The sequence below is a fragment of the Devosia indica genome, assembly GCF_003056405.1.
Classification (GTDB): Bacteria; Pseudomonadota; Alphaproteobacteria; order Rhizobiales; family Devosiaceae; genus Devosia; species Devosia indica.
The window spans coordinates 112,921-136,335 of record NZ_PYVZ01000002.1 but is presented as its reverse complement, the minus strand read 5'-3'; the positions used below and the strand labels follow the sequence as shown (position 1 = coordinate 136,335).

21 protein-coding genes are annotated in these 23,415 nt (G+C 63.3%); 12 read left to right on the top strand and 9 right to left on the bottom strand.

Annotated elements, in window-relative coordinates:
- The first annotated feature begins 1 nt into the window (after position 1).
- From DDE76_RS02505 to DDE76_RS02460, 10 genes are all read left to right on the top strand, one after another.
- Entirely contained in the window at positions 2-808 is an 807-nt protein-coding gene (locus DDE76_RS02505; RefSeq protein ID WP_104894931.1) for an ABC transporter ATP-binding protein, read from the top strand.
- A complete protein-coding gene (locus tag DDE76_RS02500; protein WP_104893464.1) occupies positions 805-1,833 on the top strand; it encodes a FecCD family ABC transporter permease in 1,029 nt (342 codons plus the stop codon). Before DDE76_RS02505 ends, DDE76_RS02500 begins: the two co-directional genes overlap by 4 nt.
- Complete coding sequence (locus DDE76_RS02495; RefSeq protein ID WP_104893463.1) at positions 1,833-2,900, top strand: FecCD family ABC transporter permease; 1,068 nt, start codon at positions 1,833-1,835, stop codon at positions 2,898-2,900. Before DDE76_RS02500 ends, DDE76_RS02495 begins: the two co-directional genes overlap by 1 nt.
- Before the next feature lie 11 nt (positions 2,901-2,911).
- Positions 2,912-3,898, top strand: coding sequence for an ABC transporter substrate-binding protein (locus DDE76_RS02490; protein ID WP_157955631.1), 987 nt, complete (start codon positions 2,912-2,914; stop codon positions 3,896-3,898).
- Between the two features lie 38 nt (positions 3,899-3,936).
- The gene (locus tag DDE76_RS02485) at positions 3,937-4,932 is read left to right on the top strand and encodes an ABC transporter substrate-binding protein (protein ID WP_104893461.1); all 996 of its coding nucleotides are present in this window, start codon (positions 3,937-3,939) and stop codon (positions 4,930-4,932) included.
- A gap of 26 nt (positions 4,933-4,958) precedes the next feature.
- Positions 4,959-5,933 (top strand): ABC transporter substrate-binding protein, encoded by a 975-nt coding sequence (locus tag DDE76_RS02480; RefSeq protein WP_104893460.1) that lies wholly within the window; start codon positions 4,959-4,961, stop codon positions 5,931-5,933.
- 4 nt (positions 5,934-5,937) lie between these two features.
- Positions 5,938-6,852, top strand: coding sequence for a sucrase ferredoxin (locus tag DDE76_RS02475; protein WP_104893459.1), 915 nt, complete (start codon positions 5,938-5,940; stop codon positions 6,850-6,852).
- 78 nt (positions 6,853-6,930) lie between these two features.
- On the top strand, positions 6,931-7,881 hold the full coding sequence (locus tag DDE76_RS02470; RefSeq protein WP_157955630.1) for an ABC transporter substrate-binding protein: 951 nt from the start codon (positions 6,931-6,933) through the stop codon (positions 7,879-7,881).
- A 2-nt stretch (positions 7,882-7,883) separates the two neighbouring features.
- Positions 7,884-8,852 carry an ABC transporter substrate-binding protein gene (locus DDE76_RS02465; protein WP_245891775.1) on the top strand — a complete coding sequence of 323 codons (969 nt, stop codon included), beginning with the start codon at positions 7,884-7,886 and terminating at the stop codon, positions 8,850-8,852.
- 58 nt (positions 8,853-8,910) lie between these two features.
- Positions 8,911-9,870 (top strand): ABC transporter substrate-binding protein, encoded by a 960-nt coding sequence (locus DDE76_RS02460; protein ID WP_104893456.1) that lies wholly within the window; start codon positions 8,911-8,913, stop codon positions 9,868-9,870.
- 28 nt (positions 9,871-9,898) lie between these two features.
- On the opposite strand, the gene DDE76_RS02455 is transcribed toward DDE76_RS02460, so the two are convergent.
- Together DDE76_RS02455 and DDE76_RS02450 are read right to left on the bottom strand one after the other, a co-directional pair.
- Positions 9,899-11,326 (bottom strand): aminobutyraldehyde dehydrogenase, encoded by a 1,428-nt coding sequence (locus DDE76_RS02455; protein WP_104893455.1) that lies wholly within the window; start codon positions 11,324-11,326, stop codon positions 9,899-9,901.
- The gene (locus DDE76_RS02450) at positions 11,323-12,105 is read right to left on the bottom strand and encodes a gamma-glutamyl-gamma-aminobutyrate hydrolase family protein (protein ID WP_104893454.1); all 783 of its coding nucleotides are present in this window, start codon (positions 12,103-12,105) and stop codon (positions 11,323-11,325) included. The genes DDE76_RS02455 and DDE76_RS02450 overlap by 4 nt, the downstream gene beginning before the upstream one ends.
- Positions 12,106-12,193: 88 nt before the next feature.
- On the opposite strand from DDE76_RS02450, the gene DDE76_RS02445 reads away from it, so the two are divergent.
- Both DDE76_RS02445 and DDE76_RS02440 read left to right on the top strand, forming a co-directional pair.
- Entirely contained in the window at positions 12,194-13,555 is a 1,362-nt protein-coding gene (locus DDE76_RS02445; RefSeq protein WP_104893453.1) for a glutamine synthetase family protein, read from the top strand.
- Complete coding sequence (locus DDE76_RS02440) at positions 13,555-14,856, top strand: NAD(P)/FAD-dependent oxidoreductase (RefSeq protein ID WP_104893452.1); 1,302 nt, start codon at positions 13,555-13,557, stop codon at positions 14,854-14,856. The genes DDE76_RS02445 and DDE76_RS02440 overlap by 1 nt, the downstream gene beginning before the upstream one ends.
- Positions 14,857-14,858: 2 nt before the next feature.
- On the opposite strand, the gene DDE76_RS02435 is transcribed toward DDE76_RS02440, so the two are convergent.
- The 7 genes from DDE76_RS02435 to betA form a co-directional block, all read right to left on the bottom strand.
- The gene (locus DDE76_RS02435) at positions 14,859-15,599 is read right to left on the bottom strand and encodes an ATP-binding cassette domain-containing protein (RefSeq protein ID WP_104893451.1); all 741 of its coding nucleotides are present in this window, start codon (positions 15,597-15,599) and stop codon (positions 14,859-14,861) included.
- An 11-nt stretch (positions 15,600-15,610) separates the two neighbouring features.
- Positions 15,611-16,810 carry an alanine racemase gene (locus tag DDE76_RS02430; protein WP_104893450.1) on the bottom strand — a complete coding sequence of 400 codons (1,200 nt, stop codon included), beginning with the start codon at positions 16,808-16,810 and terminating at the stop codon, positions 15,611-15,613.
- Positions 16,811-16,821: 11 nt separating this feature from the next.
- Positions 16,822-17,814 (bottom strand): ABC transporter permease, encoded by a 993-nt coding sequence (locus tag DDE76_RS02425; RefSeq protein WP_104893449.1) that lies wholly within the window; start codon positions 17,812-17,814, stop codon positions 16,822-16,824.
- A 59-nt stretch (positions 17,815-17,873) separates the two neighbouring features.
- Positions 17,874-18,932, bottom strand: a complete 1,059-nt coding sequence (locus DDE76_RS02420) for a substrate-binding domain-containing protein (RefSeq protein WP_104894930.1) — start codon at positions 18,930-18,932, stop codon at positions 17,874-17,876.
- Between the two features lie 28 nt (positions 18,933-18,960).
- On the bottom strand, positions 18,961-20,220 hold the full coding sequence (locus DDE76_RS02415; protein ID WP_104893448.1) for a M20 family metallopeptidase: 1,260 nt from the start codon (positions 20,218-20,220) through the stop codon (positions 18,961-18,963).
- Positions 20,217-21,431 (bottom strand): ROK family transcriptional regulator, encoded by a 1,215-nt coding sequence (locus DDE76_RS02410; RefSeq protein WP_104893447.1) that lies wholly within the window; start codon positions 21,429-21,431, stop codon positions 20,217-20,219. The genes DDE76_RS02415 and DDE76_RS02410 overlap by 4 nt, the downstream gene beginning before the upstream one ends.
- A 305-nt stretch (positions 21,432-21,736) precedes the next feature.
- A complete protein-coding gene (gene betA, locus DDE76_RS02405) occupies positions 21,737-23,398 on the bottom strand; it encodes a choline dehydrogenase (RefSeq protein WP_198650820.1) in 1,662 nt (553 codons plus the stop codon).
- Between the last annotated feature and the right edge of the window lie 17 nt (positions 23,399-23,415).

The following is a 23,415-nucleotide window of genomic DNA, read 5'->3' as shown; positions in this document are numbered from 1 at the left end:
CATGAGCCGGCTTGAAGCACTTCAAATCCATGCCGGCTATGCCGAGACCACCATCCTCAAATCGGTTGATCTGGTCATCCCCGATGGTCAGGTCACCATCCTGATCGGGCCCAATGGTTGCGGCAAATCCACCCTGCTCAAGACCATGGCCCGCATCCTCCCGCCCTCGCGCGGCCACGTGCTGCTCGATGGCAAGGATATCCAAACGCTCAACACCAAATCCGTCGCCGCCCGGCTTGGCCTTCTGCCCCAGGGGCCCATCGCGCCCGAGGGCCTGACGGTCCGCGAACTGGTGGCCCAAGGTCGCTTCCCGCATCAATCACTGCTGCGCCAGTGGACCAAGGCCGACGAGGTTGCGGTCAACGGCGCCATGGAGACTGCCGGCATTGCCGATTTCGCCGATCGCGCGGTCGACACCCTCTCAGGCGGACAACGCCAGCGGTGCTGGGTCGCCATGGTGCTGGCCCAGGAAACCGAACTCATCCTGCTCGATGAGCCCACCACCTTTCTCGACCTCAAGGTCCAGGTCGATTTGATGAACCTGCTCACCGGTCTGGCGCATGAACGCGGCCGCACGCTGGTGATCGTGCTTCACGAGTTGAGCCTTGCTGCCGCCTATGCCGATCACCTGGTGATGATGAAAGACGGGCAGATTGTGGCGTCCGGCGATCCGGACGACATCTTTACCACCGATCGGCTCAAACAGGTCTTCAACCTCGACGCCAGTGTGCTGCGCGATCCCGCCAGCGGCCGCCTGGTTTGCGTGCCCTTCACCGCCCGCCGCCGGGTGACCGAGGCGGCCCAATGAGCCAAATTACCGCCACCACAACGGCAGCGGCTCAGCATCCGGTGCGCGCCTGGAGTGGCGTGCCCATCCTCTTGATCGCCCTCATCGCGGCCTTCCTGTTCCATATCGCGGTCGGCGCCAAGCCATTGCCGATCAGCACGGTCTTCGAGGCGCTGGTCAGCTTCGACGCCACCAATTTCGACCACGTCATCGTGCAGAACCTGCGCCTGCCGCGCGCCGCACTCGCTGTCGTCGTCGGCGCCAGCCTGTCGCTGGCCGGGGCGCTGATGCAGGGGGTGACCCGCAATCCGCTGGCCGATCCGGGCCTTCTGGGCCTGACCACAGGCGCCGCCTTTGCCGTGGTGGTCGCCCACACCGTCTTTGGCTTCACCAGCATGGCCTTTACCCCCTGGATCGCCATGAGCGGCGCGCTCGGCGCTGCTGTCATTGTCTTTTTCATTTCCCGCATGGTGCCTGGCGGAGCGACCCCACTCAGCATGACCCTTGCCGGCGCGGCGGTCAGCGCGTTTCTCGGCACCATCATCTCGGTCATTCACCTGCTCAACCAGGACACCTTCGAAAATCTCCGCGTCTGGCTCACCGGAGCATTGGCCGGCCGCGATATCACCCTGCTCTGGTATGTTGGCCCCTGGATGCTGATCGCGCTGATTGGCGGCATTCTGCTCGCCCCGCGCGTCACCGTGCTGGCCATGGGCGACGAAGTGGCTCAGGGGCTGGGTGTAAGAACCGGCATCCTGAAGGCACAATTGCTGGCCGTAGTTGTTGTCCTGACCGCCGGTTCTGTCGCCCTGGCAGGACCATTGGGCTTTATCGGCCTCGTCATTCCCCATGTGGTGCGGCTCTATGTCGGCTCGGACTATCGCTGGATCGTGCCCTATGCGGCCCTGACCGGCGCGGTCTATCTCGTTTCGGTCGATATCGTGGCGCGCGTCGCCATCCCGCCGCGCGAGATTTCCACCGGCATCATCACCGCGCTGATCGGGGCGCCGCTTTTTGTGCATCTGGTGCGCCGGAGGACCCGCTGATGGCCATCGCCCTTCCGCCGCGCCAGCTCATCCTGCGCACCCCGCGCGAATTCATCGCCCTGCGCCTGCCCCTGCGCGGCATCACCATGGCGGCCCTCCTTTTGCTCACCTTGTTCATCGTCTCGGCCGTCAGCCTCGCCACGGGCAGCTATGGCGTCGCTCTGGGCGAAGTCTGGGAGACACTGCGCGGCGTCACCATCAGTCGCGCCATCGACAATGTCGTCTGGGAGTTCCGATTCCCCCGCACCATCTGCGCCGCCCTTGTCGGCGCCATGATGGCGCTTTCCGGCGGCGTGTTGCAGAACGCCACCCGCAACAGCCTGGCCGACCCCTCGCTGGTCGGCATCAGTCAGGGCGCCGCGCTGGCCGTCGTGACCCTCACCGTTGCATTCCCAGAGCTCAATTCCGGCCTTCGGCCCTGGATCGCCTTTGTCGGTTCGGTGCTGGTTGCCGCCGCCATCCGCGCACTCTCCCACACCCGCCAGGGCGGCAGCACGATCCGCTTCATCCTGATGGGCATCGGGCTGTCGGCCTTCATTTCCTCGATCACATCGATCCTGCTCACCTATGGCGAAATCGACCGCGCCATGGCGGCGCTCGCCTGGCTGGCCGGTTCGATCAATGCGGCAAGCTGGGGCGATGTCTGGACGCTGCTGGGCTGGACTGCGGTATTGTTCCCTCCATTGTTGTTGCTCAGCCGTGCCATGAGCGCCCTCCGGTTCGGCGAAGCGGCAGCAACTGGCCTTGGCGCACCGGTGGCCATGGTGCGCAATCTGCAACTGGTCATTGCCGTCGGCTTTGCCGCCATCGCCACCTCGGTCGTTGGCCCGCTCGGCTTTGTCGGCCTCATCGCCCCACACGCCGCCAAGCGCCTGGCACCCGCCGGCATGGGCCTGCACCTGGTCCTGACAGCCCTGCTGGGCGCCGTCCTGGTCGGACTTGCCGACCTTATCGGCCGCGCCGCCTTTGCGCCCATCCAGATTCCCGCCGGCATCCTCACCTCGTTGATTGGCGTGCCCGTCTTTGTCCTGCTGCTCATTCGCAGCCGTCATTCACAATCCTATTGATGGAGCGTCACATGAAGCCCACGCCCGTTCGCGCCCTGCTCTTTGCCAGCGCAACAACACTTGCGCTTGCCGCACCGGTGCTGGCCCAGGAATTTCCGCTGACCATCGCGCACAAGTTCGGCACCACCATCATTCCGGCCAGGCCCGAAGCCGTTGCCAGCATCGACTATGGCGGCATCGACAATCTGCTCGCCGTGGGCGTTTCGCCGGTCACCGTCCGCCAATGGCGCCCCATGGATGGTTTCGAGCACACTGCTGGCCCCTGGGCCGAGGACCTCCTGACCTCTGAACCGGTGCTGCTCGAAGCCGATCTCGACTACGAAGCCATCGCGGCAACCAATCCGGACGTCATCATCGCGCTCTATTCCGGCATTGATCAGGACGCATACGACAAGCTCAGCCTGATCGCACCGGTGGTCGCCGTCCCGGAAGGGTCGAGCGATTATGGCCTGTCCTGGGAGGATCGCGCCCGGCTGGTCGGCCGGGCCGTAGGAGAAGAGGCCGAGGCAGAGCGCCGCATCGCCGCCATTGGCGATCAACTGGCGGAAATCGCTGCCGCGCACCCTGAATGGGCGGACCAGACCGCCGTCCTTGGCGGCATCACCGACGGCGCGCCATGGGCCTATTCCATGTACGACGTCCGGGCCAAGTTCCTCTACGAAATGGGCTTTGCCCAGACCCCGGCCATGGCCGAACTAGCCGATCCAAATGAATTCTGGCTCGAACTTTCTCCCGAGCAGCTTGAGGTCATCGATGCCGATATCATCGTCTATTACGTGACCGACGATCTGGTGGAAAAAGTCGCCGCCGAGCCGGGCCGCCAATTCCTCAAGGCCAGCAAAAGCGGCGGCGAGGTGTTTCTGGGCGATCTGCCCGTGGCGGCCATGGCGCGCGTGTCCCTGCTCTCAATTCCCGTTGCCCTGGACAGCATGGTCCCGATGCTCGAGGCCGCCGCCGATGGCGATCCGACAACGCTCGTGCCAGACGCGCGCCATTAGAGAGCACCCATTCAGGCCCCCAACCTGGAGAGAAAACCATGAACCTTATCAAGCTTGGTGCCCTGGCGATGGCTGGCCTGCTGGCCTTCGCCACTGCCGCCCATGGGCAGGAAACGCGCCTGTTTGTCGATGACCAGGGCCACGAGGTCACCATCCCGGTGTCGCCCCAGCGCATCGTGTCGCTGCGTGGCGAGCAGTTTACCGCGCCGCTCTATGAGCTGGGGGCCAATCTGGTCGGCTCGTCCGGCCTGGTCAACGAGGCCGTCAATGGGGGGCGCCCCTATGTCCGGGGCGCCTATGACGCCCTTGATTTCCGATTCGAGGAATCCGGTGTTACCTGGGTCGGCAGCCCCAATGACCACGACTATGAGGCCATTTCGGCCGTTGAGCCGGACTTGATCATTATCCCCGATTTCGCCTCTGACGATTACGACCGCCTCTCCCTGATTGCGCCGACAGTGGTGCTGCAGGTCTGGGGTCAGGACATGCTCGACATGTATGCCAAGGTCGCCGACCTCGCCGACAGGGAGGACACCTTCGCGCGGCTCAGCGCCCGCTATGCCGAACGGCTGGACCGGGCCCGCCAGACACTGGCGGAAACCGTGGGCGACACCTCGACAATCTCGGTTGCCGTTGCCTCAGCATTCGAAGATCGCATTTCGGTCTATCGCGACTATGGCACGCTCGGCCAGGTTCTGCGCGACCTTGGCCTTTCCATGCCGGCAATCATCGCCGGTATGGAAGAGGCCAATGCCAATCTCAGCCTCGAGCTGCTGCCCCAGATCGACGCCGACTTCATGATCGACACCTATTGGACCGCCCGCAACCAGAGCCCCACACAGAAGCTGGAGGCCTGGGACGCCGCGCTGCCCGGGTGGCGCGAGATCCTCCATGCCGGCCGCCACAACCAGGTTTTCATGGTCAATCGCGAGGAAATGCGCGCGGTCAGCTTCCAGGCCCTGCGCTCGGTGCTCGACATCATCGTTTCGCAGATCGGCACACGTGATTTCGTTCCGCTCACCCCCAGTTCCTGACCAATACGGCAAAAGGAATTTCATCAATGCGCTTCATACCCATCCTGGCCGCCGCAGCCATGGTCGCCGCCCTCTTGGTTCATCCTGCCATTGCCCAGGAAACCCGCTCCTTCACCGCCGCCAACGGGACTTTCGACATTCCGGTTGAGCCTCAGCGCATCGTGGCCCTCAACGACCAGATCATCGCCCTGCCGCTTTATGAACTGGGTGCTCCGGTCGTTGGCTCGGCGGGACGCACCGATGCTGATGGCAATGTCTTCATGCGCGGTGGCATGGATACGCTGGGTATCGACTATGCCAATACCGACATCGAATATGTCGGCGGCTTCAACAGCCTCGACATCGAGGCCATTGCGGCGCTGCAGCCCGATCTGATCATTGGCGGCACCTATAACGATCCGGCCGTGATCGAACAGCTTCAGACCATCGCGCCCACCCTGGTCATCGACAACGGCTCTCTTGGCCTGGTCGATACCCTCAAGACCCTGGCAGACGTCACCGGCAAGTCGGGCGATTTCGACACGCGCTATCAGCGCTATCTGGACAATGTCGAACGCACCAAAACCTTCATCGGCGACACATCCATCATCTCGGCGACCAAGACGTTCATGTTTCCTGCTGGTGAGGAGCTATGGGTCTATCGCACCGGCCTGGGCGCCATCGGCCAGGTTCTCAGCGACCTTGGTTTTACACAGCCCGAAGCTGTGGCCTCGCTTGAGGCCAACCAGGCATCCTGGAGCGCCGAGCTGATCGAACAGCTCGATGCCGATTTCATCTTCGGCTTCTATCGCCAGCAGCCCGACGCGACGCCCGAGGCGATCTTTGCCGCCTATGAAACCTTCGCGCCCGGCTGGTGCCAGGCCCTGACCGCCTGCCGGAACGGCCAGTTCGTGCTGTTGCCCGGCCCGACCTTCGGCTCGACCATGACCGGCCTCGAACTCGCGCTTGAGCTGGTCGAAAGCCACGTCGCCGGCCGGTCCTTCACCCCATTTGCAGAATAGGGCCATGAGCAAGCACGTCTTCTGCACCGATCTCTGCCGCGAACGCGGCGAACCGCTTGAGGGCCTTGGGGATGCGCCGCAGCGCATCCTCATGCTGGCCTGGCCACGTGGCAAATGGCGTACCCCACGCTGGGAATCGGTTGATATGTCGGCAGATCTCACCGCCGCGCTGCATGCAGCCTCCCAGGCAGGATTGCATGTGGCCCTGGTCGACAAGGTCGAAGCACAAGGCAGCCTGCCCACGCTCCACGCCTTGCCCGAGAACGTCTTTGCCGACTTCCCCGATGAAGCCGATCTCATCAAGGCCATCCACAACTATGTTGATGGCAATGTGTTTGCTGGCAGGATCGATACCCGCTCAACGATCATCTGCTGCACTGACAGCCGGCGCGATGCGTGCTGCGCCCGCCATGGCTTTTCCACCTACAAGGCGCTGGTCGCCATCGCCGATCCGACACGCTTCAACATCGTGCAGGCCACCCATATCGGTGGGTGTCGATTTGCCGCCTCGCTTGTCGTGATGCCACAGCGTCAGCGCTATGGCCGCATGACCGCCGGTCTCGCCCCGGCGTTTCTCGCAGCGCTTGAGCGCGATGAGATCTACCTGCCCGCCTATAAGGGTCGCTCCGGCCAGCCCGAACCCGCCCAGATCGCCGAACTGGCCGCCATGCGCTGGGCCGCTGAGCGCGGGCACACGGTGCGCGAGGTCCCTTTGAGCGGGTCGATCCCCGATCATGTCGACGAAGGCACAGAGCTGACCCTTTTCGCCGATGTCTTCAGCGAGCGCCTCTCCATCCGGCTGCACGCCCAGAACTTCTTTGTCCAAGGCAATTGCGGTGTCGTCGCCGAGGGCGGCGGGCAAACCACGCTGCGCTGGTGCCTTGATGCGGTGAGCACCGAACACCCTGCACCGCACTGACCAACCCCATTCAGGCCCCACCTGACCACTCGCCTGACGTTCAGGCACAATCGGAGCCCTGATTCAATGATCAGAAATATGACCATCGCCGCAGTCATTGCGGCGTTGTCCCTCGCGCCTGTTACCGCACAGGAAATGCGAGACTTCACCCACGACACCGGCACAACACAAATACCCGTCCAACCCAGGCGCATCGTCGCACTGCACGATGTGGGGTTGACGATACCTCTTCTCGAACTGGGCATCGCGCCAATTGCCAGCAGTGGCCGTGTGCGCGGCGACGGGTCGATCTACCTGCGCTCCGGCATGTCCCTTCTTGGTGTGGATTTTGACAATTCCGACATCGCGTTTGTGGCTGACGACGACATGGAGGCCATCGCTGCCCTTTCGCCCGATCTCATCATCACCCCCGAGGCCGATGAAGCGCAGCTTCGCCAGTACAATCTCATCGCTCCAAGCATCAGCCTGAACCGCTACAACCGTTCCGGCACCGATCATTTCCGTACTCTCGCGGACGCCGTGGGCGCTACCGCACAGTTCGAAAAGCTGCAGAGCCGGCTGGAATGGCAGATTGAAGGCCTGCGCCAGGCCGTCCCCAATGCCGAAAACACCACCGTCTCGATCCTGAGCGGCGGCGAAGCCGGCGCCGTCGTGGCCTCCTACATCCCCACCTATGGCTCACTGGGCCACGTCCTGACCGAAACCGGCTTCAGCTCGATCGAGATCATGGAAGAGCTCCGCGTGGAGTCGACAATCTCCGCCGAGCGCCTGGCCGAACTTGACGCTGATTTCGTCATCATCACTTACCGCAACGACCGCGGCGACACGCCCGCAGATGCCCGCGCTGCCATGGAAGAATCCGTGCCCGGCTGGTGCGATTTCCTCCACGCCTGCCGCAATGACCAGGTCCTGTTCCTGCCGCGCGACGAGGCCTTCACCGTCTCTTACAACGCCATGGATCTCGCCATCGCGACGGTTCACGCCGGCATTGCCGGTCGCAATTTCACCCCGCTTTCCGCAAAGGAATGATCATGCCCGTCACCCATTTCCGGGCCCTGGCGTCCGTCCCTCTGCTCCTCGCCCTGGCCTTTCCGGTCGCCGCCCAGGACACCCGCCCCTTCACCGATGACGCCGGCCGCACCGTTGAAATCCCGGTCGAGCCCCTGCGTATCGTCTCGCTGCAGGACCTCGCCATCACCGTGCCGCTGCTAGAACTGGGCGTCACACCCGTCGGCAGTCACGGCCGCACCACGGCCGAAGGCGAGCCCTTCATTCGCTCGTCCGATGTGCTGACCGGCGTCGATTTCGACAATTCCGAAATCCGCTTCGTTGGCAATCTGCCCGCCGATGTCGAGGCCGTTGCCGCCCTGGAACCCGATCTGATCCTGACCACACCCTGGCAGACCGCGCCTCTCGAGCAGCTCGATGCCATCGCACCCACTATTGTGCTCGATGACTCCGAGCGCGGCGATCTTGGCATGCACGATGCCTTGGCCGAAATCACCGGCACCCAGGATCGCCTTGCCGTCCTCAAGGCGCGCTATGAAGGCCAGATTGCCCAGATCCAGCGCCTGGTCGACACGGCAAACGTCTCGGTCAACGTCATCCAGGGCGTCAATGGAGAGGTCCTGAGCTGGCACACCTATGGCGCGCTGGGCAAAGTCCTGCGCGATGCAGGCTTTGCCTTCCCTGATCGTGTCGAGGCCATTGCCGAAGGACAGTTCGAGCGCATGAGCGCCGAGGCGCTACCCGAGCTGGACGCCGATTTCGTCTTCGTGACCTATCGCACCGACACGCTGGAAACCCCCACCGACGCGGTCAAATATCTCGAAGAGGTGATGCCCGGCTTCTGCGACTTCCTGCACGCCTGCCGGGAGAACCAGATGATCATCGTGCCACGCGAGGAAGCCTCCGCCTCCTCCTATTACGGCCTCGGCGTGCTCAGCTACATGGTCATTTCGCACATTTCCGGGCGCGACTTCGTCGCCAGGGCCGATTGAAACGCCCATGGCCCGAACCAATGCGGGCCATGCCCCATTTGACTGGAGAAAGTAGACAATGCGCAAGCTGCCCCTCATCCTTGCCGGCCTGGCTCTGATTGCCGCCGTTCAGCCTGGCCAAGCCCAGGAGACCCGCACCTACACCGACGATGCCGGTCGCACCGTGGAAGTGCCCGCCGCGCCCCAGCGGATCGTCACCCTGCATGACAGCTCGCTGACCGTTCCCCTGGTGGAACTCGGCATCCTGCCCGTGGGCGCCTTCGGGCGCGAAGGCGATGCCGGACCCTATATGCGCGGTGCCGCTACCCTGACTGGCGTAACCTTCGACAATTCCGGCATCGCAAATGTCGGCGGCTCTCCGGCAGACCTTGAAGCGATCGCCGCACTGGAACCCGATCTCATCATCACCGCGGCCTTTCAGCAGACACCGCTCGAGGGACTGGAAAAGATCGCCCCGACCGTGGTGGTCGAGGACAATATGCGCGGGGAGTTGGCGACCTTTGAGGATATCGCCGAGCTGACCGGCACGCAGGACCGGCTGGACCTGTTGAAGGCGCGCTACCAGGCGCAGGTCGATCAGATCCGGGCAGTTCTTGGAGATCGCACCATCTCGGCATCGATCATCCTGACCAATGCCGGACAGATCCAGGCGTGGCACACCTATGGCGTTATCGGGAAGGTCCTGCGCGACGCCGGCTTTGAGTTTCCGGATGTGCTCAACGCTATCGAGGGCAGCGACCGGGTCCTGTTTTCAGGAGAGGAATTGCAGGCGTTCGACGCCGATTTCATGTTCCTCACCTACGATGCTCCGCGCGGCCAAACGCCTGCCCAGGCCATTGCCGAAATCGACACGGTCGCGCCGGGCTTCTGCGATTTCCTCACCGCCTGCCAGGGAGAACGCTTCGTGCTGCTGCCGCGCGAGGACGCTGTCGCGCGCTCCTATACCGCCGCAGGCATGATGGCGTCGGCCGTGCTCGCCGCCATTTCCGGCCGCGATCTCGATGCGCTCGCCGACTGATCCAACATAGGGCCCGGGCAACCGGGCCCTACTCTACCATGATATGGCGGATCTGGGTGTAATCGATCAGCGACTGCATGGAGAGGTCCGAGCCATAGCCCGAATTCTTCATGCCGCCATGCGGCATTTCGGTTGCCATGACGCCATGGGTATTGACCCAGGTCACCCCATATTCAAGCGCATTGGCAATCGCCATGGCCTGGCTGCCATCCCGCGACCAGACCGAAGATCCGAGGCCATATTCGGATGCATTGGCCCAATCGACGGCCTGCTGCGCGTCATCGAATGGCGTAATGCTGAGCACGGGGCCGAACACTTCCTTCTGTACGATCTCCGCATCGATCGGCGCGGCCACCAGCGTAGGCGAGAAGAAATAGCCATCGGGATCGGGCGCTGCGCCCTGCATCACCTCAAAGCCTTCGCTGCGCGCCCGCGACACGAACCCGTCAACACGTTCCAACTGCCGCGCGCTGATCACCGGACCGAACTCCACATCGTCCCGCTCGGGCCTGCCATAGACGAGCGACCCGATCATGGTTTCCAGCCGGCCGGTCAGTTCTTGCGCAATGTCCTTGTGTGCCAGGATGCGGCAGGCGGCCGTGCAATCCTGTCCTGCGTTATAGAAACTCGCCTCGCGCAAGGTTTCGACCAGCTTGTCGAGATCGGCATCCGCGCAGACGATCACCGGCGCCTTGCCGCCCAGTTCAAGATGGGTCCGCTTGATCGTATTGCCGGCCGCCGCCTGCAACACGGCGCGCCCCGTCCGCACATCGCCCGTCAGCGAGATCATCCGCACCAGATCGTGCGAAATCAGCCGATTTCCGACCTCCGGCCCATTGCCGCAGATCACATTGACGACGCCGGGCGGCAGGATATCCGCGAATATTTCGCTGAGCGCCAAAAGGCTGAGCGGGGTCATTTCCGAGGGCTTGATAACCACGGCATTGCCCGCCGCAATCGCCGGCGCGATCTTCCAGGCCGCCATCAGCAACGGATAATTCCAGGGGGCGATCTGGGCGATGACGCCAATCGGGTCGCGCCGCACCAGGCTCGTGCGCGTCGAGGAACGATAATTTCCCGCCGCCGGCGCGGGCATGTTGCGCACCGCCGTGCCATAAAAACGGAACACATCGGCGACATTGGCCAACTCGCCCGCCTTGACGAAACGCAACGGCTTGCCGGCATTGCGCGACTCGACCACGGCAAGCTGGTCCGCCTTGGCTTCAATGGCGGCGGCAATGGCCAGCAGCGCCGCGCTGCGCTCGCGCGGCGTGGTTTTGGACCAGGAGCGATAGGCCGTGTCGGCCGCCATCACCGCCGCGTCGATCTGCGCATCGCTGGCCGAGGCAATCTCGGCCAATGGCGTGCCCAGGGCTGGTTCGAAGGCAGTTTCAACCTTGCCCTGGCCCTCGACATAGGCGCCATTGATGAACAGGCGGGTCTTGATTTCACTCATGCACTCAACTCCGATCCCGGGGCAGGCATGTAGCGCGCCCGCGCCGCTTCGCTCAGATAATGCCAGAAGGCCAGGTCATGCGCCCGCCCCTCGGGCCGCCATTCCGGATGCCACTGCACGGCAAACACCGGCGCCGGCGTGTGGCTGGCCGCCACGGCCTCGACAATCCCGCCCGGACCACTGGCATTGACCACCAATCCCTCGCCGAGGCGGTCGATGGCCTGGAAATGCACACTATTGACCCGCAACCGGTCGGCTTCCACGATCCGATGCAACACGCCGGTCGGGGCAACGTCAATCTCGTGTGCAAACCCGAACATGTCCTCAAGCGATACATCCGGCGGGGCATGATGCACATGTCCCTGCCCCGCTTCACGCAGGTCCCGCAGCGTACCGCCCAAAGCCACGTTGATTTCCTGCAATCCTCGGCAGATGCCGAAAACCGGCTTGGCCGCCCTGATCGCGGCATGGATCAGGGCCTGGCTGAAATCATCTCGGTCATCATCGATCGGCGCCTGAGCGTCAAGCGCGGACCCATAGTGATGCGGCGCAATATTGGAATTGCTGCCCGTCAGCATGACTGCATCAAGCCGCCCCACGATTTCGGCAGCGTGCGTGACGTCCAGATTTGACGGCACGATGAGCGGAATGGCATCCGCGTGTGTCTCCACCGCTTCGAGATAGCGGTGCTTGACCGCCTGGGCCGGTTCCCCTTCCACAGCTCGTCCGCAGGCAATCACCCCGATCACCGGGCGATGCCGAAGTCTTTGTGCATCCATTGTTCGCATTCTCGCTGCACAGCCTCCCGCAACGCCTCAGCACCTGCTAGTCTGATGCTATGTCATACAAAAAGGGCAACGCACAGGCATGAGTTCCGATCAGATCGCAAACGAAGACATCGTCTCCTGGCTGGCGGCCAATCCACAGATCGAAGTGCTGCATACCGCCGTCTGCGATCTGAACGGCATCTTGCGCGGCAAACGCATCCCCATCGATCAGGCCCGGCGCGTGGCCGAAAGCGGCATTCGCATGCCGCTCTCCATTGTCGGCGTCGACGTCTGGGGCGAGGATATCGTGGGCAATCCGCTGGTCTTTTCGAGCGGCGATACCGACGGCATCTGCAGCCCTACCGGGCGCGGCGCCCTGCCCATCAACTGGACCACGCGCCCCAGCGCCATGATCCCGCTCTGGCTGTTCCAGGACGCCCGAACGCCGTTTCTTGGTGATCCGCGCCAGGCCCTGGCCCATGTGCTGCGGCGCTATGCCGAGCTTGGCCTTGAACCTGTGGTGGCCACTGAGCTCGAATTCTATCTCGTCGATCCTGATCCGGACTCCGCCCAGCCCCCGATCTCCCCCTACACGGGCAAGCGGCTGGACTCCGATGCCATCCTCTCGCTCGATGAGCTGGAGGATTTCGGCGAGTTCTTCCGCGACGTCTATCTCCAGTGCCAGCAACAGAACGTGCCGGCCGATACTGCCGTGGCCGAGAACGGCATCGGCCAGTTCGAGATCAACCTGCTGCACACCAATGGGCTCAAGGCCGCCGATGACGCGGTACTGTTCAAGCGCATCGTCAAAGGTGTCGCGCGCAAGCACAATCTCGTCGCCACTTTCATGGCCAAGCCCTATGGCGCCCGCTCGGGCAATGGCTTCCACGTGCATTTCAGCCTCAACGATCAGGCGGGCAACAACGTCTTTGACGACGGCACCGAAAGCGGTTCGGAGGTGATGCATCACGCCGTGGGCGGCCTCTTGGCCGGCATGGCCGAGACCACCTTGCTCTTTGCCCCCCACTTCAATTCCTTCCGCCGCCTTCGCCCCGACACCCATGCCCCCAGCGCCATTTCCTGGGGCTATGAAAACCGCACCACCGCCGTGCGTATTCCTGGCGGCAACCCCAAGGCGCGTCGCATCGAACACCGTGTCTCGGGCGCCGACGCCAATCCCTACCTGGTGCTGGCCGGCATTCTGGGCGCCGCCCTCGTCGGCATCGAAGACCAGATCAAGCCACCCAAGCCGTTCAAGGGCCGTGCCTATTCCGAGCGCCTGCCTAAGTTGCCGGCGGATTGGGCTTCCGCCATCAACGCCTTTGAGGATGGCGATATGGTGCCACGCATTTTCGACAACACGCTGCAATCCATGTTTGTCGCCTGCAAGCGCCAGGAAAATGCCGGCTTTGCCTCCCAGGTCACCGACCTTGAATTTTCTGCCTATCTTGAGGTTGTGTGATGTCTGAAACGCCAAATGCCAACTCGGCCTATCCGCCCAGCTATTACGCCGCCTCACGCAATATCGTCCGCCAGCCTCAGGTGCTGGAAGGCGCGGTTGAGGCAGACATCTGCGTCGTCGGCGCCGGCTATTCGGGCCTGTCGGCGGCCATCAGCCTGGCCGAACAGGGTTTCAAGGTCGTCATGGTCGAAGCGGCCGAGGTCGGCTGGGGCGCCTCGGGCCGTAATGGCGGGCAGGTGGTGAACGGACTCAACGCAAGCCTTGATACCATCCAGCGCCGCTATGGCCAGCAGACGGCCAATTTCGTTGGCGGCCTGCTCCAGGAAGGCGCCGGCATCATCTATGATCGTGTGGAGCGCTATGGCATCAATTGCGATCTCAAGCGCGGCAACATCTATGCGGCCTATACCCCAAAGCATATGGAAGAACTCAAGGCCAAGCAGGCCCTCTGGCGCAGCCATGGCATGGACGACCATGAGCTGCTCGACAAGAGCCAGATCCGCCAGCACATCGGCTCTGACGTCTATGAAGGCGGCATGATCGACCATTCGGGCGGCCATATGCACCCGCTCAACCTGGCGCTCGGCGAAGCCGCTGCTTTCGAAGGCCTGGGTGGCAAGATATTCGAGCGCTCGCCGGTCACCAAGGTCGACCAGGACGCCTCGGGCGCCACCGTCTCAACGGAAAAGGGACAGGTCCGGGCCAAAACTGCGCTGATCTGCGGCAATGCCTATCTCGGCAATGTCGTGCCCGAGCTGACCGCCCGCGTCATGCCCGTCTCCACCCAGATGATGGCCACCGAGCCGCTGGGCGAAGACCGCGCCAATGCCCTGCTGCCCACCGGCATGTGCGTCGAGGACGTGCGCTATATTCTGGACTATTTCCGCCTCTCTGCCGATCACCGGCTGATCTTCGGCGGCGGTGTGGTCTATGGCGGCACCGATCCCGCCGATGTCGAGGGCAAGTTGCGGCCCAACATGGACAAGGTCTTCCCCCAGCTCAAGCAGGTGAAGGTGGACTACGCCTGGAGTGGCAATTTCGCCCTCTCCTTTTCGCGTGTCCCCCAGCTCGGCCGCCTGGGCAAGAATATCTACTTTGCCCACGGCTATTCCGGCCATGGCGTGACCGGCTCGCATCTGTTCGGGCGCATCCTGTCCGAGGCCGTGCGTGGCGACATGACCCGCTTCGACACCTTTGCCAGCTTGCCTTGGATTCCGTTCCCCGGCGGCCGCATGTTCCGCGCGCAATATTCGACGCTCGGCTCCTGGTGGTACGCGCTCAAGGACCGGCTGGGACTTTAGCGTTATGCCGCGCTCAGCCCGGTGATCATCGAGACGATCTCATTCTTGTCGGTGTCCGCAGTTTTGCGGATGCCGATCTGCTTGCCGCGCCGCAGCACGCAGATGCGGTCTGACAGGCGGAACACCTGATCCAGGCTATGGCTGATGATCAGCACCCCGATATTGCGCGCCTTGAGCCCGGCCACGATCTTTTCCACCTTGGCCGTTTCCGCGACGCCTAGCGCTGCGGTGGGTTCATCGAGCAGGATCAGCTTCTTGGCCCAGCGCGTGGCCCGGGCAATGGCAATGCCCTGGCGCTGCCCACCCGATAGATCGCGGATAGTGGCGTGCGGTGAGGGAATGCGCACATCCAGCTCGTCCACCAGGCGCTGGGTCTCGGCGATCATGGTCTTGCGATCAAGCTGTCCAAACGGACCCCTGGTCACTTCACGCCCGAGGAACAGGTTCATATAGACCGATTGCTGATCGGCCAGCGCCAGGTCCTGATAGACGACCTCGATGCCATGCTCCCGGGCCTTGGTCGCGCTGGACATGGAGATACTCTCTCCTTCGATGACAATATTGCCCGAGCTCGGGGCATGCACGCCGGAGATGATCTTGATCAGCGTGGATTTGCCCGCGCCATTGTCACCAACCAATGCGACGATCTCGCCCGGCTCGATGGTGAGGCTGAAATCCTCGATGGCAACGACGCCACCAAAGCTCTTGCGGATATTGTTGAGGGCCAGAACCGGTTGGGTCATGTCTTTGTCTCCTATACCGGCCAGGCCGCTGTGCGGCCAAAGCTGTCTTCAATGGTTTCGACCTTCGGGGTGCCTGTCGAAATGCCGGAAACCCCCACGACATAGGCGCGCGTCACAAAGGCCTGCCCGCGAAACCCGAACACTGCCGTATCGCCTGGTCGCGGCGCGGCAGGACCTTCAGCATCGATCATCGCGTAATAGTCGATGGCCGACGGGGGCGGAATTTCCACCTCGCGCAACGCGCCCGTGGCCGTCGTTGGCTCGCGCGAAACGATGGCCTTGACCGGATAATCAGGGAAGATCGGATCGATATAGAACCCGCCACCCAGGCAATAGGCCTTGCCGCCCGACAGATGCGACACCTCGGTGAGGTAGAGCACCGCTGGCAGTTCGGGCAGGTCCTCCATCACATGCAGTGCCGTTGTGCCATGCAGCCCATTGCCCGGCTCGCACTGCGTTGCCCCGGCTTCGGCCAGCCCCTGCAACAACACTGATGATGTGGTGCCCGGCGCATTGATCTCGACATCCCGCCGCCCCGCCTTGCGCAGCGCATCGGCCGCGCGCGACAGGGTTGCCAGGTTTGGCGTCGGTTTGACCTTGCGCGTCTCGTGGTCGAACAGCAGCGCGGCGAAAGTGGTGATCCCAGCGAAGCGCCCACCTTCGACCCGGTCCAGCCCCTCAGCAATGCCCACGATATCGGCTGCCTCGAACCCGCCCTCATGACCGCAATAGAACGTATCGCCCTCCGCCTTGATCCGCGCGAGCAGGTTCTGCTTGTAGCCCGCCTTGTGCGCCGCCTGCCCCGCCTCATGCGACTTCTCGGCGTTGAACACGGTCCAGTAATCCGGCCGGAAAGTCGCTGCTGCCGCATCGGCCTCGGCCCGTGCCACCTGCTGCAAATGCCCCAGATGGCCCACCGGCATCCCGGCGTTGTGAGTGGCGCGGGCACAGGCCATGTCGACGGCCACCGACTTTTCGATACCCCCACGCTGCACCGCCTGGCAGAAGCTGGACGAGCGGCCCACCTGCTTGGTCATGGCAAAGATCTTGAGGCCGTACTTGTCCGCTTCGGACTTGAGCACCCGGGCATTGGCTTCGACCGCGTCCAGATCGAGCACATAGGCATTGGCCGGTATCTGTCCTGATTGATGCAGCGCCATGGCGGCTTCGACAAAGGCGGGATTGCGGCGGCGCAGAACGTCGAGAAACATGATTGCAACTCCTAGCGGGAGGTTTCGCGCAGCGAGACCGCGACAGCGATGAGGATGATGAGACCGCGGACGATCATCTGGTCGGAGACGGAGAGCCCCATCAGGATCAGCCCATTATTGAGCATGCCCATCATCAGCGAGCCCACCAGCGCCCCGATGATCGAGCCCTTGCCGCCATTGAGCAGCGTGCCCCCGACAATCACGGCTGCAATCACGGTCATCAGGTCGGTTTCGCCCAGCGTATATTTCGCCGCCTGCAGCCGCCCCGAATAGAGCAGCCCGGCCAGCCCCGCCATGGCGCCGCTGATCAGGAACACCGAGAGCCGGACCCGCGGCACCTTGATGCCGGTGACCATGGCCGCCCGCGCATTGTCACCCGTCGCCAGCACATGGGCGCCATATTTGGTTTGCCGGAAGATGAAGTGGCCGATGGCAACCGCCGCTATTGTCCAGATGACCAGCGATGGAATACCGAACAGATTGCCCGAACCGAACAGGCCCGTGAACACCGGGTCGGTGACCGGTATCGAGCGCAATTGCGTCAGCGAACGCGCCACCCCGGCAAACAGGCCCATGGTGGCAAGTGTCACGAGGAACGAGGGTAGCCGCAGATAGGCGACCAGCGCCCCATTGACCAGTCCGACCAGCAGCCCCATGCCGAGCCCGGCGCCAATTCCGGCGAGCAGCGCCGCCTGCGGAAATGCCGCCATGGCCATCGCCCCGCCAAGCGCGGAAACGGCAACAGTGGAGCCGATCGAGAGGTCGATCTCGCCGGCCGACAAGGCAAACACCAGCCCGATCGCCATGATCGTCACCGGCGCGGTCTGCAGGATGATGTTGATCAGGTTCCTCTGGGTCAGGAAGCCGCTGTCGCGCAGCACCACCGCAAAGAACAGGAAGATGGCGAGGAAGCCGACATAGACAACATATTGCTGCAGATTGGCGCCAGACAGGCGGGCCAAGAGCGAAGGTGTCGTGGGAGCGGCGGACTGGGGCGCGGTCATGGCGGCCTCGTGAAATCAGGGTTGAGGCGGGAGCACGATTGCCCCCGCCCCGGGAGGGATTACTGTGCGGCCAGCACCGAGGCCGGTGCATCGCGACGCAGCGACTGCTGCCAGCCTTCAGCGACATTGTCGGCCGTGACGGTCAGCGCGGGCGCCACCACAAAAGCCGGAGTTTCCTGGTCCAGCAGCGCCTTGAGACCCACCGCAGCCATGGCACGGCCCAGCTCATAGGCCTCATCAGCCACGATACCGGCGACATTACCGCCGCGCACCATGTCGAGCGCAACAGGCTCTGAGAGGTCGAGCGTGACAACCTTGGTTTCGGTGTTGCCGGCACCGCGCAGCGCGGCCAGCACCCCATCGGCCGGTTCGGCCCAGGTCACATAGATGCCGTCGAGCTCGGGGTTCTGCAGCAGCATGGCGCTGGCCAGTTCCTCGGCACGCGCCGGATCGGAAATGCCCTGCTCGGCGACAATCGAAATATCGGGATAGTCGGTCTCGATCGTCGTCTTGAACGCCTGATCGCGCTGATTGGTCACGTAGTAGCTGGCATCGTGGAAGATATAGCCCACCTCGCCTTCGCCCCCAATGGCCTCGGCCAGCACGTCGGCCGCCTGCTTGCCCATCTGGAACAGATCGTCGGTGACGATGGCGGCATAGTCCGTGCCATGCACATAGTCGGCCGGCAGGTTGGAGAGGAACACCAGTTCCACATCCGTCTCGACCGCTTCCCTGAAGGCAGCCGCCGAGGTGACTGGATCGAGCGGCAGCGACAGGATGACATTGGGTCCGGCCGACAGGGCCGTCTCGATGTCCGAGCGCTGCTTGGCGGCGTCGAAACCGGCATCGGTGGTCACGACCACGTCGACCCCGGCGCGCGCAAATTCATCATTGGCGCCGGCCGAGACCGCGTTGATAAAGTCCGACGAGGTGTGCCAGAGCAGTGCCGCCTTGTAGCCCTGCCCCGAAAGGGCCGCGATGTCCTCATCGCTAAGGACAATGTCGGAGGACGGAGTGGCGCTTTCGCCATTTGGTCCCACGGTCTGGGCAAAGCCCGCGGCCGGATGCAGCAGCGTTGCGGCCAGCAGGGCCGTCGCCAGTTTTGTCGTGGTTTTCATCTTCATATCTCCCTTGATTGAAAATTCCCTAGTTTTCGTCTTCCACCCCGCAATAGCGGGCGATGAAACCGGCAAAGGCCACGACCCCGGCGAGATATTCCTCGACGCTGACGCGCTCCTCGAATGTGTGGCAATTGCGGATATCCCCGGGCGCGCAATAGACGGCGGGAATGCCCAGCTCGTTCACGAAGAACGGAGTCTCCGACCAGAACGGCGCCCCCTCGGCACCCCCTCGTCCGGGCATGGCCTGCCCGACGCTCTCTTGCAGCATTGCAAGGGCCGGATGATCCAGATCGATCTCTGCTGCCGTGCCGCCAAGGGCGTGATCGCGCCCGGCCGGATAGGCGATTTCGACGGCTATATCGGGGTCGGTCACCGCACCGCGAATGACCTCTTCCAGTTCCCGGGCCGCCGCATCCAGGCTCTCGCCTGGCAGCAGCTTGCGGATCAGAGACAGCGTGCAGCGCTCGGGCACGGCAATGAAACCACCGCCATTGAGCGTGGTGATGAGCAGGAATCCCTTGCCCACCAGCGCATGCTCGGCACGCGCAGACACTTCGTCCGAATGCGCCCAGAGCGCACTCATCACCTTGTGGCTCGCCTTGAGCGCATCACGTCCCAATTCGGGCACGCCGAAATAGGCCGATTTGCCGGTAATGCTGATATCGGCAATGAAAAAGCCGATCTGCGCCGGATAGACCGCCAGCCGCGTCGGTTCGGTATAGACCACGAAGTCCGGGCGCGGCAGTTCGCCCGCCGCGATACGCGCCACATGCGCCTTGACCCCGGCAGACACCCCACTGCCCGGCTCGCCGCTTTCCTCGTCGCCGACAAAAGCAAAATCCACATCGCCCCTGAGCCGGATGCCGGCCCGGTCGAGCAGGCTTATCGCCGCCAGGCTCGAGCAGATGCCGGCCTTGAGATCACCCGCACCGCGCCCCCAGATTTCGCCATCGATGATTGGGGCGCCGAACGGATCTTCGCGTTCATCGCCCGCCCAGTGCTCGCGCCAGCCCTCGGCATGCACCGTATCGGTATGACCGATGAACTGCAGGCGCTTGCCGCCGCCACTACCCTTGCGACGACCCCAGATATTGGGCCGCCCCGGCAGGAACTCGGCGATCTCGATATCGGCAAGGCCACGTTCCCGCATCTGCCTGTCGAGATAGGCCACCATATTGGCTTCGTTGCCGGTAACGCTGTTGCACCCGATGGCACCGCGCAACAGGCCAATGGCCTCGTCTCGATCCAGGGCGGCCAACAGCCGGTTGTGCAGGGTCTCACTCATTTCAGCACCTCGCGCATCGACGCAGCATTGGCGGGCGGCAACGAGATGCGGGCCTCCGGCGTTTCCGTGCCGAACAGCGTATTGTGCAGATGGCTCAGCCCAATGGCCGCAGCACCAACCAGCGCGGCGTGATTGCCCAGAACGCTCGCCTCAACCTCGACGGGATAGGGAAAGCAGAGCGGCAATACGTGGCGGACCCGTTCAACGAGTTCAGGCCGTGCTCCGATGGAGCCACCCAGAATGACTTTTTGTGGGTTGGCCATGGCGGCGATGGCGCCGATACCGCGCGCCAGATAGCGCGCCGTATCGTCGAGCACCTTGATCGCGTCGGCGTCACCGGCATTAGCCTTCTCGAAAATCGCCGGAACGGTGGCGTCGTGCCCGACGGCATCGCGATAGCGCCCCATGATGCCGTGAGACGCGACGACGCGCTCAAACGCGCCTGCCCGCAGTGATTCCGCCTCAAACGGGTCGGCACCAAAAGGCAGAAAGCCTAGTTCACCCGCCGCATTGGTCGCGCCCCGCACCAATTGTCCGTTCAACATCAAGCCGCTGCCAACACCCGTGCCCAGGGCGATGAAGGCCAGATCGTCGACGCCTTGACCGACACCCAGCCAGCTCTCGCCAAGCACTGCCAGATTGACGTCATTTTCCAGCATGGCCTCGAAACCGAGGGCAGATTCCAGCGCCCCGGCAACGTCCATCTGGTCGAAACCGGCAATATTGGGCGCCAGCAGCACGCGCCCGGTCTCAGGCTGCGGCGCTCCGGGAGCGCCCACGACCGCAATGCGCAGCTTGTCGCGCGGCACACCGCCTTTGTCCGCCGCCTGCCAGCAAAGCTGAACAATCTGCTCGACCACAGCCTGCCCACCGGCCGCATGGGTCGGCTCGGTCACTTCCGCCAGCACGTGGCTGGACAGATCGCAAATGGCCACCCGCACCTTGGTGCCACCCAGATCGACCGCCGCGATATAGGCAGCCGACGGCACCAGTTCATAGGTGACCGCCGTGCGCCCGACATGCCCGCTGGTGCGGCCAGTCTCCTGAACCCAGCCTTCATCTTCGAGCTGGCGCATGATTTCCGAAATTGTCTGCTTGGACAGACCCGTTTGCTTGGACAGTGACGCGCGGGACACCGATCCACCCTGCACGATCGCTTCCATGACAGAGCGAAGAGAATACTGCCGCGAAATTCGAATGGCCTGGCTCACATCGATGCCCTAATTAGTTCGGTGACTGACCGAACTATTGATTCAAGCGCAGGGAGAGTCAAGCCTTGCTTTGCACTCGCCGCGCAGCACCGCCCCAAAGACGCCGTCAACCCATTGAAAGTTATAGGAATTTGATCGGGTGAGGCGATGCCAAAGCCAGAAGCGCTGCTTTGCCACGCGTCCCCGAGCGGCGAGGACAACAGCCCGGCTGCTATCTACCCGTCACAAGCCGCCACGAAGAAAGCATCCACTTTTGGACGCGGCGAGAGACCGACAACTGCTGCCTCGCACAGTGTCGCCGGTCGCTACCGGTCCGATTCCTGCCAGCGCGGATTGATCCAGGGTTGCACCTGTTCCGGCGGCAGCATGCCCTGCCCCAGAATATGGTCCGAGGCCTTTTCGCCCACCATGATCGATGGCGCATTGAGATTGCCGTTGGGAATGGTGGGAAAGATCGAGCTGTCCGCGACCCGCAACCCATCAACCCCGATCACCCGGCACTGTTCATCGACCACCGCCTGCCGGTCATCGGTCGAACCCATGCGGCAGGTGCCGCAGGGGTGATAGGCGCTTTCGGCGTGCTCCCGAATATGGGCATCCAACTCGTCATCGCTCTGCGCGGCCGCCCCCGGCAGGATTTCCGCCCCCCGATAGGCATCAAAGGCTGGCTGCGCAAAGATCTCCCGGGTCACCCGGATACAATGGCGGAAGTCCGCCCAGTCCTGAGGATCGGACATGTAATTGAACAGGATCGACGGCGCCTGTCGTGGATCACCCGAGGCGAGCGTCACCGCGCCGCGCGAAGCCGACCGCATCGGCCCCACATGCGCCTGAAAGCCATGCCCCTCGGCCGCGGCCTGTCCGTCATAACGCACCGCAATGGGCAGGAAATGGAACTGGATATCGGGATATTCCAGCCCCGCGCGAGAGCGGATGAAGCCTGCACTTTCGAACTGGTTCGAGGCGCCCAGCCCGGATTTGAAGAACAGCCATTGCGCCCCGGCCAACGCCTTGCCCCACAAATTCCAGTGCTTGTAGAGCGTTATCGGCTGGGTCGAAGCCTGCTGGATATAGAGTTCGAGATGGTCCTGCAGGTTCTGCCCGACACCCGGCCGGTCAGCCACCACGTCGATGCCATGCTCTGCCAGATGCGCAGCCGGACCAATGCCGGAGAGCATCAGCAGTTTTGGCGAGTTGATCGAGGACGCCGCCACGATCACCTCGCGATTGGCCCGCACGGTCTCGATCCTGCCGCCGCGCTCGATCTCGACGCCGGCAGCACGGCCGTTCTCGATCACTACGCGGCGGGCGAAGCACTTGACCAACTCCAGGTTGGGCCGCTTCAGCGCCGGCTTGAGATAGGCATTGGCGGTGGACCAGCGCCGGCCCTTCCAGACCGTCTGCTCCATCGGGCCGAAGCCCTCCTGCTTTTCGCCATTATAGTCGTCCGTGCGTTCAAACCCCGCCTGTGCACCGGCCTCCACAAATGCCTTGAACAATGGATTGCTGCGTTTGCCGCGCGTGACATGCAGCGGCCCATCGGTGCCGCGCCAGGCCGGATCCCCGCCATGGCCGCCATCGTGCCAGTTTTCCATGCGCTTGAAATAGGGCAGCACATCGGCATAGCTCCAACCCTTCGCCCCGCTCTGCGCCCAGGTGTCGAAATCACGCGCATGGCCACGCACATAGACCATGCCGTTGATCGAGGACGAACCACCAACCACCTTGCCGCGCGGCACCACCAGCCGCCGCCCACCCAGATGGGGCTCGGGCTCGCTTTTGTAGCCCCAGTCATACATCGCCATGTTCATCGGGTAGCTCAGCGCCGCCGGCATCTGGATCAGCGGCCCCATATCAGAACCACCATATTCGAGCACGATCACCGAATGCTGCCCGCTTTCGCTCAGGCGCGCAGCCATGGTGGCGCCAGCCGAACCTGAGCCGATAATCACGAAATCTGCTTGCATTGAACTATCCCTGCCAC

Coding starts and splice junctions, on each gene's coding strand:
- DDE76_RS02505 (WP_104894931.1), top strand. CDS start 2: ATGAGCCGGCTTGAAGCACTTCAAATCCATGCCGGCTATGCCGAGACC.
- DDE76_RS02500 (WP_104893464.1), top strand. CDS start 805: ATGAGCCAAATTACCGCCACCACAACGGCAGCGGCTCAGCATCCGGTG.
- DDE76_RS02495 (WP_104893463.1), top strand. CDS start 1,833: ATGGCCATCGCCCTTCCGCCGCGCCAGCTCATCCTGCGCACCCCGCGC.
- DDE76_RS02490 (WP_157955631.1), top strand. CDS start 2,912: ATGAAGCCCACGCCCGTTCGCGCCCTGCTCTTTGCCAGCGCAACAACA.
- DDE76_RS02485 (WP_104893461.1), top strand. CDS start 3,937: ATGAACCTTATCAAGCTTGGTGCCCTGGCGATGGCTGGCCTGCTGGCC.
- DDE76_RS02480 (WP_104893460.1), top strand. CDS start 4,959: ATGCGCTTCATACCCATCCTGGCCGCCGCAGCCATGGTCGCCGCCCTC.
- DDE76_RS02475 (WP_104893459.1), top strand. CDS start 5,938: ATGAGCAAGCACGTCTTCTGCACCGATCTCTGCCGCGAACGCGGCGAA.
- DDE76_RS02470 (WP_157955630.1), top strand. CDS start 6,931: ATGACCATCGCCGCAGTCATTGCGGCGTTGTCCCTCGCGCCTGTTACC.
- DDE76_RS02465 (WP_245891775.1), top strand. CDS start 7,884: ATGCCCGTCACCCATTTCCGGGCCCTGGCGTCCGTCCCTCTGCTCCTC.
- DDE76_RS02460 (WP_104893456.1), top strand. CDS start 8,911: ATGCGCAAGCTGCCCCTCATCCTTGCCGGCCTGGCTCTGATTGCCGCC.
- DDE76_RS02455 (WP_104893455.1), bottom strand. CDS start 11,326: ATGAGTGAAATCAAGACCCGCCTGTTCATCAATGGCGCCTATGTCGAG.
- DDE76_RS02450 (WP_104893454.1), bottom strand. CDS start 12,105: ATGGATGCACAAAGACTTCGGCATCGCCCGGTGATCGGGGTGATTGCC.
- DDE76_RS02445 (WP_104893453.1), top strand. CDS start 12,194: ATGAGTTCCGATCAGATCGCAAACGAAGACATCGTCTCCTGGCTGGCG.
- DDE76_RS02440 (WP_104893452.1), top strand. CDS start 13,555: ATGTCTGAAACGCCAAATGCCAACTCGGCCTATCCGCCCAGCTATTAC.
- DDE76_RS02435 (WP_104893451.1), bottom strand. CDS start 15,599: ATGACCCAACCGGTTCTGGCCCTCAACAATATCCGCAAGAGCTTTGGT.
- DDE76_RS02430 (WP_104893450.1), bottom strand. CDS start 16,810: ATGTTTCTCGACGTTCTGCGCCGCCGCAATCCCGCCTTTGTCGAAGCC.
- DDE76_RS02425 (WP_104893449.1), bottom strand. CDS start 17,814: ATGACCGCGCCCCAGTCCGCCGCTCCCACGACACCTTCGCTCTTGGCC.
- DDE76_RS02420 (WP_104894930.1), bottom strand. CDS start 18,932: ATGAAAACCACGACAAAACTGGCGACGGCCCTGCTGGCCGCAACGCTG.
- DDE76_RS02415 (WP_104893448.1), bottom strand. CDS start 20,220: ATGAGTGAGACCCTGCACAACCGGCTGTTGGCCGCCCTGGATCGAGAC.
- betA (WP_198650820.1), bottom strand. CDS start 23,398: ATGCAAGCAGATTTCGTGATTATCGGCTCAGGTTCGGCTGGCGCCACC.